The 12,677-nt window shown below is 62.9% G+C and carries 12 protein-coding genes; 7 read left to right on the forward strand and 5 right to left on the reverse strand.

The genetic code is table 11. The features are described 5' to 3' along the window. Nucleotides 1-7 precede the first annotated feature (7 nt). The 3 genes from GGR40_RS10290 (at nucleotide 8) to GGR40_RS10300 (ending at nucleotide 1,890) form a co-directional block, all read left to right on the forward strand. The gene (locus tag GGR40_RS10290; protein WP_429276146.1) at nucleotides 8-808 is read left to right on the forward strand and encodes a SapC family protein; all 801 of its coding nucleotides are present in this window, start codon (nucleotides 8-10) and stop codon (nucleotides 806-808) included. Between the two features lie 10 nt (nucleotides 809-818). Beyond that, a complete protein-coding gene (locus GGR40_RS10295) occupies nucleotides 819-1,421 on the forward strand; it encodes an OmpH family outer membrane protein (RefSeq protein ID WP_429276147.1) in 603 nt (200 codons plus the stop codon). Between the two features lie 106 nt (nucleotides 1,422-1,527). Next, on the forward strand, nucleotides 1,528-1,890 hold the full coding sequence (locus GGR40_RS10300; protein ID WP_429276148.1) for a hypothetical protein: 363 nt from the start codon (nucleotides 1,528-1,530) through the stop codon (nucleotides 1,888-1,890). 258 nt (nucleotides 1,891-2,148) lie between these two features. On the opposite strand, the gene corA is transcribed toward GGR40_RS10300, so the two are convergent. The 5 genes from corA to GGR40_RS10325 form a co-directional block, all read right to left on the reverse strand. Beyond that, nucleotides 2,149-3,117: a magnesium/cobalt transporter CorA gene (corA, locus tag GGR40_RS10305; protein WP_429276149.1), complete on the reverse strand. Its 969-nt coding sequence runs from the start codon at nucleotides 3,115-3,117 to the stop codon at nucleotides 2,149-2,151. Between the two features lie 170 nt (nucleotides 3,118-3,287). Next, nucleotides 3,288-4,586 (reverse strand): diaminopimelate decarboxylase, encoded by a 1,299-nt coding sequence (gene lysA / locus GGR40_RS10310; protein WP_429276150.1) that lies wholly within the window; start codon nucleotides 4,584-4,586, stop codon nucleotides 3,288-3,290. Between the two features lie 23 nt (nucleotides 4,587-4,609). Next, complete coding sequence (locus GGR40_RS10315) at nucleotides 4,610-4,879, reverse strand: hypothetical protein (RefSeq protein ID WP_429276151.1); 270 nt, start codon at nucleotides 4,877-4,879, stop codon at nucleotides 4,610-4,612. Continuing rightward, nucleotides 4,876-5,373: an SAM-dependent methyltransferase gene (locus tag GGR40_RS10320; protein WP_429276152.1), complete on the reverse strand. Its 498-nt coding sequence runs from the start codon at nucleotides 5,371-5,373 to the stop codon at nucleotides 4,876-4,878. Before GGR40_RS10320 ends, GGR40_RS10315 begins: the two co-directional genes overlap by 4 nt. Nucleotides 5,374-5,388: 15 nt before the next feature. Further along, on the reverse strand, nucleotides 5,389-5,655 hold the full coding sequence (locus GGR40_RS10325; protein WP_429276153.1) for a hypothetical protein: 267 nt from the start codon (nucleotides 5,653-5,655) through the stop codon (nucleotides 5,389-5,391). A gap of 249 nt (nucleotides 5,656-5,904) precedes the next feature. Here GGR40_RS10325 and dapA point away from each other — a divergent pair, with 249 nt between their 5' ends. From dapA to GGR40_RS10345, 4 genes are all read left to right on the forward strand, one after another. Next, nucleotides 5,905-6,789 carry a 4-hydroxy-tetrahydrodipicolinate synthase gene (gene dapA, locus GGR40_RS10330; protein ID WP_429276154.1) on the forward strand — a complete coding sequence of 295 codons (885 nt, stop codon included), beginning with the start codon at nucleotides 5,905-5,907 and terminating at the stop codon, nucleotides 6,787-6,789. 233 nt (nucleotides 6,790-7,022) lie between these two features. Continuing rightward, nucleotides 7,023-9,182, forward strand: a complete 2,160-nt coding sequence (locus GGR40_RS10335) for a chondroitinase-B domain-containing protein (protein WP_429276155.1) — start codon at nucleotides 7,023-7,025, stop codon at nucleotides 9,180-9,182. Continuing rightward, complete coding sequence (locus GGR40_RS10340; protein ID WP_429276156.1) at nucleotides 9,179-11,401, forward strand: alginate lyase family protein; 2,223 nt, start codon at nucleotides 9,179-9,181, stop codon at nucleotides 11,399-11,401. The genes GGR40_RS10335 and GGR40_RS10340 overlap by 4 nt, the downstream gene beginning before the upstream one ends. Further along, on the forward strand, nucleotides 11,398-12,675 hold the full coding sequence (locus tag GGR40_RS10345) for an MFS transporter (RefSeq protein WP_429276157.1): 1,278 nt from the start codon (nucleotides 11,398-11,400) through the stop codon (nucleotides 12,673-12,675). The genes GGR40_RS10340 and GGR40_RS10345 overlap by 4 nt, the downstream gene beginning before the upstream one ends. The last annotated feature ends 2 nt before the right edge of the window (nucleotides 12,676-12,677 follow it).

Below are 12,677 nucleotides of genomic sequence, written 5' to 3' on the forward strand. Positions count from 1 at the left end.
ATCTGACGTGACTTCTTCTACCCCGACAGTTTCCACGCCGGCAGCGCGCCTGCCCCTGTTCTACCGCAACCCTGTCGCGCTCTCTTCCGCAACGCATGCCGACTGGCGGCTTGAGGCAGGCGACGCCAGCTTCGCAGCCGAAGCCTCGCATATTCCAGTGTTGATCAGCGAGATCGTCTCAGCCGCGCGCAGCTATCCGCTGGTCTTTGCTGCCGACGATACGCAACCCGTCGCCCTCCTGGGCCTGGAGGCGCGCAATCTGTTCGTCGAAGCCGGGCGCTGGTCAGCGGGGAACTATGTTACTGCCTACGTGCGGCGCTATCCTTTCGGCATCATCGCCACAGTCAATCCAGAGGGCTACGCTCTGGCGATCGATGCCGCTTCCGACCGCATCGCATCGGAAGCGCAGTCGGGCACGCCGCTGTTCGAGAACGGTGAGCCGTCCGATCTGACACGACAGGCACTGGAATTCTGCAAAGCCTTCCAGAGCGATATCGCCGCCACCCGCGCTTTCGCCGATGCTCTTGCCGGGCAGGATCTGCTCATCGACCGTCGTGCCGATGCGACGCTCGCTGATGGCCGCACGATGGGTCTTGACGGCTTCCGTATCGTCGATGCCGAGAAGTTCGCGGCGTTGCCGGATGCCGTCGTGCTCGAATGGCATCGCAAGGGCTGGCTCGCGTTGATCCATTTCCATCTGGCGTCTTTGGATCGTTTCACGGTGCTCCTTGAACTTCAAGCGGCCCTTTTCGCGTCAGAAAGCGCTGCCGAAGACACTGCTTCTGTTCCTGAACTGGCCAATTCGTAAAGGCTTGCGCATGTGTCGCTCCGTTCTTTCCGCATCGGCTTTGATTGGCCTCGTGCTCGCTCCGGCCGCCGCTGGCCAGACGACCGTTCCGCCGGCACCCGCCGGCCAGGCCCTCGGCGGGCCGGTAGTCTCCGGGGTTTGCCTGCTCTCGCGTGAGGCGATCTTCGCCAATGCAGCTATCGGCAAGGCCGCTTCCACCCGCCTGTCGGAGTTGGCCCGCACTGCCCAGACAGAGATCGACGCTCAGCGCAAACCGCTGGGGGAGTTGCAGGATGGGCGCGACGATGCCCGGACCAAGTCTCGCAGCGAAGCGCTTACCACCAGCTGGCAAGCGCTTCAGCTCAAGGCGGACCACAATGCCCGCGAACTCGCCGCCACCCGTGCCAAGGCTTTGGAGATCATCGCAGCACAGGCCCAGCCGGTGATCGCGCAGGTCTATGGGCAGAAGAAGTGCGGCCTCTTGCTTGATCGGGGAACCGTCCTGGGCGGCAACTTCGCCAACGACCTTACGCCAGATGTGGTGAAGGGCTTGGACGCCCGGGTGCAGACGATCAACTTGGAGCGCGAACGGCTGCCGCAGCAGGCCGATACCACGGCAACTGGACCGCGCTGATCCCATGAAACTTGGCAGAAACTGCAAGCCCATTGTTCGCGCGATTGCGGGCCTCGGGCTGGCGCTACTTGTCGGCGAGCGCGTCGAAGCGCGCGGGGTTACCGCTGTGGATGCCCCGGCGGAGTGGCTGAGCTATGCACAAGCGGCAACAACATCGATTGAAGCCCTGCTGCGCACCGAAAGTCAGACGGCGCTGCGCCTGAAAGCCGCGCTTGCGAAAGCGGACGGCGGGGTGCCTGTCGTGCTCAAGGTCTGGGTTGATCGCAAGAGCGTGATCGAGCGGGTCGAATGCGCTGGCCTCTCCACCGATCAGGCGCGGACGGATCTGCAGGCGCGGACGGATCTGCAGGCGCGGACGGATCTGCAGGCGCAGACGATAGGCCAACGATTACCCGGCAAGATGCCGAAGGGCATGATGCTGCCTCTGCGCATCGCCTTGCAACTGGAAGCGCCTGCGCCGGGTGTCTGACGAATGCCCCCTCGAAGGCTGCTGGGGGAAACGCGCTTATAATGAATTGTATGACGCCGCCACCATGAAAGCTGAGGCCCGGGCGGGATGCCTCCAGCAGTCGCGTAGCCCAGCCTCATCAGGCTCTTCGCCGTGCTACAGTAGGCGACATAAAGCGCTCAAAACATTGCGGATCAACCCATCTGCGCTGACGAGCTGCATTTTGAAGTAGGAATTGTTGCCCTGTTTGAAGTTGCCCTGACCATCCCGGTTCTATGTTCACAGCCATCTCAGCTTTCTGAACCGCAGGTAGAGTACGAGGCAGATGAACGCTATCGCGGCAAGCACGATGGGATATCCGTAGCGCATCGACAACTCGGGCATGTGCTGAAAGTTCATGCCGTATATGCCGGCAATCGCAGTCGGAACGGCAAGGATAGCCGCCCATGCGGCCAATTGTCGCGTAATCGCACCGGTGCGTTGCTGTTCGAGGAGATTGCTGAATTCGAAGACGGAATTGAGCACTTCCTTCAAACCGTCTGCCATGGCCTGAACCCGCCGCACGTGATCGTTTACGTCGCTGAAGTACGGTTTGGCCTCTTCGTCTATGCAGGGCAGTTCAGCGCGAAGGAACTTGGCCGCCACTTCGCCCATGGGTACCAGCACGCGCTGGAATCGGATGATTTCACGGCGCAGGCTGAATATCCGTATGATTTCTTCACGGTCGAGAAAATTGTCGATGGTGCGCCGTTCCATTGACAACGTGTCTTCCTCAATCGTCTCTATGATCGGAAGATAGCCGTCCACGACATGATCGAGAATGGCGTGGAGCACATAATCGGCCCCCTTCTGGAGCATGCCTGGATTCTGCTCCAGTTGTCCGCGCAGCTTCGAGAATTCGCGCTCGTTGCCATGGCGCACGGTGATGATGTGGCTATGGCCGACGAAGATCGAAATCTCGCCGTAGTGTATCTTGTCGCCAATAAGTTCAGCCGTGCGGGCTGTGACGAAAAGCTGATCGCGGTACACATCGACCTTGGGTATCTGCTTGCCGCTTATCGCATCTTCGACCGCAAGGGGGTGCAGGCCGTACTGCTCCTGCAGAAGACGCAGATCTTGGGGCGTGGGATCAAGGAGGCCGATCCAAACAAATTCCGATCGATCGTCCGGGCAATGCACTTTTTCGGTTACAGCAATCTCCCGGACGCGCTGCCCGTTTCGGTACAGGACTGCTGCGACTACGCTCATGATGCCTTGGCTCCGGGATCCGACATTCGGGATATGGGAAGAAGCGCGGGGAAGGGGGATTTGCTCCGGATGTATTTCGAAACCCTCCGAACGATTTAGCCCAGGCCGGGGCGGCACAGCATCTCTCGCCGCCGCCTCGCCAAAGAAGGGCATCGTACCGGAACGGCGGATCAATCTTCCATCTCTTCACGCATCTTCGCGCTGCTCAAGCCCGATCGCTGCCATGGCGCGAAATGCTGACGGGCAAATGCTGCCTGATCGAGCCGGTCGGCGACTACCGCAAAACGATCGCCGTCCACCAGCACCTCGGCCGCCAGGGCCCGGCAGTTGTATGTGGAGGCCATCGTCGCCCCATACGCGCCGACTGTGTGGAAGAACGCCAAATCTCCAGGAGACAGCTGGTCGATATGGCGGTCTCGGGCGAAAGTGTCGCCTGTTTCGCAGACAGGGCCGACGATGTCGGCGATCATCTGCGAACCGTTTGGACGGACGGCCGAAAACTCGTGCCATGCATCGTAAAGCGCAGGACGCATCAGGTCGTTCATCGCCGCATCGACGATCACGAAAGGATGTGCCGGTCCCGGCTTGACCCACAGTACGCGGGTCAGCAGAATCCCGGCTGCGGCTGCAATGAAGCGGCCCGGCTCGAAGGTGAGGGATACATCCCAGTCCTTGGTGACGTGGGCCACCATCGCTCCATAAGCGGCAATGTCCGCATCGCACTGCCCCTTTCTGTATGCGACACCCAGGCCCCCGCCAAGATCGACATGGGTGAGGACATGGCCGCGCTTGCGCAAGCCCGCAAGCAGCGCACCTACCCGCTCGTAAGCTGCCTGCAACGGTGCAAGGTCCAGAATCTGACTGCCGATATGGACAGCCAGGCCGCGCAGTTGCAATCCGGGTAACGTGGCAAGCCGATCATAGATAGTCGGCGCATCATTTATCGGGATGCCAAATTTGCTGCTGGCTCTGCCTGTCGTGATTTTCGCGTGGGTCGCGGCATCGACATCGGGATTGACGCGAAGAGTGGCCGGGGCACAGTAACCGCGTTCTGCGGCCAATTGTGCAAGCATCTCCCCCTCGGCTTCCAGTTCGAGGTTGAACTGGCCCACGCCCGCATCGAGGGCGGCCTGAAGCTCACGCCGCGTTTTTCCTGTCCCTGAAAAGACGATATCGTGTGCATTCATTCCGGCGTCCAGGGCTGCGGCAAGCTCACCCCCGGAGACTATATCGGCTCCATAGCCCTCCTCAGCCAGGACACGCAGTACGGCACAATTCGGGTTGGCCTTGACGGCAAAGGCCAAGTGCTTGTGCGGAATACCGCCGAGCGCATCGCGAAATCGGCGGGCCGACAGGCGCAGGGTCTGCGCCGAATATACATAGGTCGGCGTGCCTGTCGCCTCCGCGATGGTGGTCAGTGGAACGGCTTCGGCGTGCATCACGCCGCCTGCCAGCCTGAAAGACGGCATAGAACATGCTTTCTGGTTGAAAATCAGGGGCGGCGCTTTGCTGCCCGTTGTTGCCGCCGGGAGCGGATGAGTTCGGGAAGCTTGCGATGACGACCGCTTTCGATGCGCCAGGCCCACATCACCTTCTTGCCCCGAAGAAGAAAGACGATCCCGGCCAAGGACGTAGCCAGCAGCAACAAGGTGAGCATTCCGCGCAGCCCGCTCGCATCGCCGGGGATGAGAAGCTCCGCACACGGAGCGCCGACGAGCAGAACGGCGCCCAGTCCCCGCCAGTGACGATCCTGGCGTGTCATCCCAATCGGCCCTGAGATCGAACACCTTTCGCAAGCGCCAGACGGGCTGCGCGCACCACTGCGCTCTGGAGTCGGTCAGAACGCTGCAAGGGAACGTGATACAGGACGATGTCGACAGGGAATTCGGCTTCGACTTCCAGTTGCACCAAAGGTTCGGCAACTTCGAACTCGATGCCGATGCCTGTATCGTGCAGCAGATGCGATCGCCAGCGCGCCTCCTTGATGGCGGCGCCGTTGCTGTCTGCACCCAGACCCTCGACAGCGAGGAAGCCGAGGGCGCGAGCCTCGCGCACTGCATGTATGAGCAAGGCGCCATCGCCGCAATTGACATCAACTATGCGTATTGCTCGGCGCCCCGCTTCGTGCAGGCTTCGGAGGTGGGAGACAAGGGCCGGCCAGCGCGGATCGACCTCCGCATCCTCGCCGCGCAAGGCATCGCCAAGGCTGACAACAGGCCAAGGTGGCCGCCCTACGGTCACGAGAGAGTAGTGCATGGACGTTCTCCCGGATCAGGCCGCATGGGCGATGGCGGGCATGCCCGGCACCTGCGCGTTCACGGCAGCAGGTGCAGCCCAGTCGGTGGTAAAGACGATCCGCGCGCCGGGGTAGGCATGGATCTCCGAGCGGGCGAACCGCCACGCGGCCTCGCGTGAGATGAATCGGCCTTCAAGCAGACCGTTGCTCTCACGAACATGCCAAAGACAATGGGCCTGCTCGCCGATGTATATGATCGAGCCGCGTTGGTCAGGCTCCGGAATATGGGGGGACTTGGTCACGAGATGCTCCTGAAAGCTTCTAGCACTGCCGGCATCCAGATATACTGTCCGACGCAGAACAAGGTACGGGCCACGGGATATGTATTCCAGATCGAGATGCCACGCGCTGCGTTGAATCTTCGTTGAAATCTGCCCGGAGATATTCGCGTCAACGGTATGCGGATCAAATGGATCGAGCCTTTTCTCGATCTCGCATTTCTATTCCGATGTGCATAATTCGTTCGCTCCTTCATTGCTGGAGCAGTATCCATGTTCTCGGGTTCAATTCCCGCCTTGCCCACGCCGTTCACTTGTGACGGTATCGACGAGAGTGCGCTTCGCGATCACGTGTCATGGTTGATCGAGGAAGGGTCTTCCGGTCTGGTCGCATGCGGGACGACAGGCGAGGCAACAAGCCTCTCCGAGCCCGAGTACCAGCGCGTGCTGAAGATCGTCGTATCAGAAGCGGCCGATCGGGTGCCGGTAGTCGCCGGATGCGGCACGCCGAGTACTGCCACGACGCTGCGGCATATGCGGATCGCGCAGGATGCAGGCGCGGCGGCGGCCATGATTGCGCCGCCATACTATGTGAGGCCCGACCAGAACGGGATCATCGCTCATTATTCCGAGCTTGCCCGGCGCTGCGGCCTGCCGATCGTAATCTACAATGTGCCCACACGCACAGGCGTGGACATCGCGCCCGACACAATGGGCTTGCTTGTAACCATGCATCCTGGGTCGTTCGCAGGATTGAAGGATGCCACCGGAGCGATCGAGCGCGTGGCACTACAACGGGATTTCTGCGGAGAAGAGTTATCGCAGTTGTCTGGCAATGACGAAACAAGCCTTGGCTTCATGGAAGCGGGCGGGGTGGGCTGCATATCGGTCACCGCCAATGTCGCCCCCGGCCTGTGCGCGAAATTTCACGAGCTTTGCAGGCGGCATGATTATCAAGGTGCTGCGCAGATCAATGAAGCCCTGTTACCGCTACACCGCGCGCTCTTTCTGGAAGCCTCTCCGGCTCCGTTGAAATATGCAATGCAACGGATTCGGGTGGCTTACCCGTCAACGTTGCGACTGCCGATGATCGAGATTGGCAGAAAGACGAAGGCCGCGATCGACGGCGCACTGATCGCAACACGTCCTGAGGCATGACATGCCGCCGGCCAATCGATCGCGCTGGCATCGACTGTATGTTTTGAACCCCCGCAATACCGCCGAATTTAAGAGATCTTAGACCTCCTTGTTAGGCAGCAGGGAGTGGCTTGCCTAATGCATGCCAAATGTTTATGCCAATAAACATAACAAGCAGGAATGGAGAGGGCGAGTTGGTTGGAAAAATGTTCATACCAATTTTGCTGATTGGCTCCAGCCCGGTATTTCCGGCCATGGCTCGAGACTATCTTGTCCATACATCCGCCGACTATGCGGAAGTTTTGCCGAAAGTGCGGGCCGGCGATGTCATCCGGCTTGCAGATGGGGAGTGGAAGGATTTCCAGATCGTCTTCGAAGCCCATGGGCGTGCGGGGCAGCCGGTTACGCTGGCGGCGCAGACCGCGGGAAAGGTGGTTCTGACCGGAGCGTCCAGCCTGAAGATGGCGGGCGAGTGGCTGGTAGCTTCCGGGCTGGTATTCCGCGACGGCGCCGCTGCGGGCGACGAGGTCGTCAGTTTTCGTCGTGATTCGCGTCGCGTCGCGGTGCATTCGCGGGTGACCGAGATGGTAATCGACCGATTCAACCAGCCCGACCGCCGCCGCGAGGATCGCTGGGTCTCGCTCTACGGCCATGACAACCGCGTTGATCACAGCTGGTTTGCAGGCAAGGGCAATGCGGGGGTGACGCTGGCGGTGATCCGCCCCAAAGGCCAGCCAGAGGCCAACCGCCACCGGATCGATCACAACTATTTCGGTCCGCGCCCGCCGCTCGGCTCAAACGGCGGCGAGACGATCCGCATCGGCACCAGCGACGAATCTCTCTCGGACTCACTCACCACCGTTGAGGCAAATGTGTTCGACCGCTGCGACGGTGAGGTGGAGATCGTCTCCGTAAAGTCCGGCGGCAACGTGGTGCGCGGCAACCTGATCCTGCAGTCGCAGGGTTCGATCGTGCTGCGCCACGGCAATGGCAATCTGGTGGAACGCAACGTCTTTTTCGGAAAGGGCAAGCCGCATACGGGCGGGGTGCGCGTCATCAACGTGGGCCAGATCGTGCGCGACAACTACATGGAAGGGCTGGCAGGCACCACGTTCACCAGCGCAATCGCGGTGATGAACGGTGTGCCCGGCTCGGCGATCAACCGCTACCATCCCGTGACCGGCGCGCTGATCGCCAACAACTCCATACTGGATGCCGCGCGGATCACGCTGGGCGCAGGCGCGGATGCGGAGCGTTCGGCACCACCGCACGACAGCCGCTTCACCGGTAATCTCGTGACCGGATTTGGCGCCTCCCCCTTCGCAATCGAGGCGGACGTCAAGGGGATTGCCTTTACGGACAACGCGGCAAGCGCGCAGGTCCCCGCCGAACTCGCTTCGGGCTTCACCACCGGGCCGATCGCTCTGAAACGTGCCGCCAACGGACTGCTTTATCCCAGCGATCCGGCGCTGGCGAACCGGGGCGCGCCTCGCGATCTGGTTCCGGTCACGCTGGCGCAAGTCGGGCCGGCCTGGTACGCCAAGCCCGCGCCTGAAATCGCTTTCGGATTGGGGCGCACGATCGAGGCGCGCCCGGACACGCTGGAAGCCGCTGTCTCCACCGCGAGAGCCGGGGACGTGATCGCCCTTGCCGCCGGGCGCTACACCGTTCGTGCCCCCCTTCGCATCGCCCTGCCGGTGACCGTCTCGGGGCCAAGGAACGCCACGATCGCCTTCACCGGCCAGACGTTGTTCGCGCTGGCAGAAGGCGGCCGCCTGCGCCTGCAGGGCTTGACGATCACTGGCGATCAGGCCCCCCGCCGTGAAGGCAACGCGGTGGTCCGTTCCGCGCCGACCTCGACCATTGCCAATTATGCGGTGGAGATCGAGGACACCGATTTCGTCGGGATGGAGGCTGCGCCGGGATTCGATATCCTCGCCACCACGCCCGCCACTTTCGCCGATCACTTGAGCCTGCGCGGCGTTACCGTTTCCGGCCTTTCGGGCGCGGTGCTGGCCGCCGATGCGGAGACTGGCGGTAAGGGCCTCTACGCCGCCGAGCGCATGACCATCGCCGATTCCCGCTTTGCGCGGGTGGGCGTGCTGGCGCGGGTACTGCGCGGCGGGACCGACGAAAGCACCTTCGGCCCCGAAGTGGAAATCACCGGCAACTCGGTGGATGGCGGCGGCCCGGAACTGCTGGCGCTGTCGGGCGTGCAGTCCGCGCTGATCGCCCGCAACACCTTCCGCAAGGCGGGCCAGATCGCCGTTTCCCACAGCGTCGGCGCGCCGCTCACCCGTATCTTGGACAACCGTTTTGTCGATACCCCACAGCCGCAGATCGCGCGGCTCTACCCGCAGAGCACCCCGCAGGTTCAGGTATCCGGCAACGTCAGCGGCGGAGACGCATCATGATCGCACGAGGCTTTCTTCTGGGCGCGGCGCTGGTCGCTACGGCACCGCTGCCCGCACTTGGGGCACCCCCCGCAGACGACGCGCACCCGGTCCTGACCGACGCCGCCGCACTTTCCGGCCTTGGCGCGCAGGCTGAGCGTTATCCGCTATTCGCTGCGGAACTGTCGCGCGTGCGCAAGGCGGTGGATGCGGCGATGAAGGCGGGGATCGACGTGCCGGTGCCCAAGGATCCGGGCGGCGGGGCCACGCACGAACAGCATAAGCGCAACTACACGGCGCTTTACGGCGCGGGCCTGCTGTACCGCATCACTGGTGATAAACGCTATGCGGACTACGCGCGCGATCTGCTGCTGGCTTATGCCAAGCTCTACCCCGGCCTTGGCCCGCACCCCGCCGCCGCCAACCAAGCGGCAGGCCGCCTGTTCTGGCAGAGCCTCAACGATTCCGTCTGGCTGGTCTATGGCATCCAGGGATACGACGCGGTGCGCGGCGCCCTGACGCCACAGGACCGCAAGACGATCGACGAACAGGTGTTCCGCCGGATGGCGACGTTCCTGTCGACCGAATCGCCCAAGGTCTTCGATCGCATTCACAACCACGCGACATGGGCCAATGCCGGCGTCGGCATGACCGGCTACGTGCTGCGCGATCAGGATCTTGTCGACAAGGCGCTGAAGGGCCTCGACAAGAGCGGCAAGGCCGGGTTCCTGCGCCAGCTGGACCTGCTGTTCTCTCCCGACGGCTATTATGCCGAAGGGCCGTACTACCAGCGCTATGCCCTGCAGCCCTTCGTGATCTTCGCCGCCGCAATCGACGCGAACGAGCCACATCGGCGCATCTTCGAATATCGCGACGGCGTTGTCCTGAAGGCCATCCGCACCTCGATCCAATCCACCTACGACGGCTATTTCTTCCCCTTCAACGACGCCATGCCGGACAAGAGCCTCAAGACCGAGGAACTCTATCAGGCAGTCGCGATCGGCTATGCCAAGACGCACGATCCAGCGCTGCTTTCCATCGCGCAGTGGCAGGGGCGTACCGTCCTGACGCCCAAGGGGCTGGAAGTGGCGCGCGATCTGGCGGCGGGCAAAGCGAAGCCATTTCCCTTCGCCTCGGTGCTGCTGCGCGACGGGCCGGATGGTACTGACGGGGGCATTGCCGTGCTGCGCGACGGGGCTGGCGCCAGGGATCAGGTGCTGGTTGCCAAGAACACTGCGCAGGGCATGGGCCATGGCCATTTCGACCGGCTGAACTGGATCCTTTACGATAACGGGCAGGCGATCGTCACCGATTACGGTGCGGCGCGTTTCCTCAACATCGAGGCCAAGGACGGCGGGCGCTACCTGCCGGAGAACGAGAGCTGGGCCAAGCAAACCGTCGCGCACAACACGCTTGTGGTGAACGAGGCCAGCCAATTCGACGCCAACTGGAAGAGCGCCACCGCGACGCCGCGCCAGCTGTGGTTCAACGGTGATGGACCGACGAAAGCTTCAATCGCCGAGATGGCGGGCGCTTATCCGGGCGTCACATTCCGTCGCGCGCTGGTGCAACTGGCGGTGGAGGGGGGGAAAAGCCCGCTTGTGCTGGATTTGCTGCGCGTGCAGGGCGACAAGCCAGCACGCTACGACCTGCCACTGCATTATGCCGGGCATCTGATCGACACCGGCTTTTCGTTGAAATCCAACGTCACCGCCCGCCCGGTGCTGGGCAAGGCTAACGGCTATCAGCACATGTGGGTGGATGCGACCGGGACGCCAGGCGCGGATGAGGGCGTCGTCACCTGGATCGAGCACGGGCGCTTCTACAGCTACCGTGTCGCCACCCCGGGCGTGTCGATCATTTTGGGCGAAAGCGGCGCCAACGACCCGCGCTTCAACCTGCGGCGCGAGCCGTTCATCGTCCAGCGGCTGGATGGCGCGCGCGACGCCGCCTTCGTCAGCCTGCTGGAGCCGCATGGCCGCTACGATGCTTCGGCGGAGACAACGACCGGCAGCGCGAGCGCCGTGCGCAGCTTCACGCACCGCCGCGAGAACGAACTCGACGTGGTGACGATCGGCTGGCGCAGCGGGGCTTCCACTGTGGTCGCGGTATCCGGAGATACCGATCCCACCCATGCCCATTCGCTGGTTCTGGGCGGGGTCAAGCAAAACTGGAACGGGCCGATCGGGCGCTTCGAGATGCCGGGAAGCGCCACCAGGACTGGAGGCAAATCCAAGTGAGGAACCTGCGCTGGATGGTCATCGCCCTGATCGGGCTGGCGACCGTCATCAACTATATCGACCGCAATGCGCTGGCGGTGATGTGGCCCGCCGTCTCCAAGGAGATCGGCGCGGACAAGTCTGACTATGCGCTGCTGGTGACGGTATTCATGCTGGCCTATGCCTTCGGACAATCGGCCTTCGGCAAGATCTTCGACGTGATCGGTACACGGCTGGGCTTTGCCGTCTCGATCCTGTTCTGGTCGCTGTCGATCGGGGCGCATGCGCTGGTCCGCTCGCTGGGGCTGCTGGCGCTCCTGCGCGTTACGCTGGGGGTCAGCGAGGCGGGCAACTGGCCGGGCGCGGCCAAGGCCAATGCGCTGTGGTTCCCGCAGAAGGAGCGTGCGCTGGCGCAGGGCGTGTTCAACGCCGGGGCTTCGCTGGGCGCAATCGTCTCCGCGCCGCTGGTGGCGCTGCTGTTCACCGCCTTCGGCTGGCGCGCGACGTTCCTCGCGATCGGCGTGCTTGGCCTGCTGTGGCTGGTGCCCTGGCTGTTCCTCTACCGCGCCGACCCGGAGAGTAACCCGTGGCTGACCGAGGCCGAGCGCGCGTATATCCTGGGTACACGAGAAGCGCAGGCTGCCCGCCCCGAAGGTTATGCTCCCGGCTGGGCGCAGATGCTGCGCCACCGGCAGAGTTGGGCGATCATCGCAAGCCGCTTCTTCCTCGATCCGGTCTGGTGGCTGTTCGTCTCGTGGCTGCCGATCTATCTGGCGGAGACCTTCGGCTTCGACGTCCAGCAGATCGGCCTGTTCGCCTGGGTGCCGTTCGTTGGCGCGATGGCGGGGAGCCTGACGGGCGGCTGGCTGTCAGGCGCGCTGATCGCGCGGGGGCGAACGGTGAACTTCGCACGCAAGTGCGCGATCACGCTGGGCGGGCTCATCATGCTGCCGCCGCTGCTGCTGACGATGCATGCTGCCAGCCCGCTCTATGCGGTGCTGTTGATCGCGGTGATCCTGTTCGGCTTCCAGATGGCGATCAACAACATCCAGACCCTGCCTGCCGACTATTTCGCGGGCGGGACCGTCGGCTCGCTGGCAGGGCTGGGCGGCACGGCGGCGGTGGCGGGTACGCTCGTCACCACCTGGCTCGTGCCGGGCATGACCAGGGTCAGCTACGCCCCGATCTTCGCGCTGGCCGCCGCGCTGGTGCCGCTTTCCCTGCTGTGCATCTGGCTGCTGGGCGGCCAGATCGAACCTCTAACTCCATCGAACACTTCTCAAAACAAGGGCTGAAT

The sequence above is a fragment of the Novosphingobium gossypii genome, from assembly GCF_050433305.1.
GTDB classification, from domain to species: Bacteria; Pseudomonadota; Alphaproteobacteria; order Sphingomonadales; family Sphingomonadaceae; genus Novosphingobium; species Novosphingobium gossypii.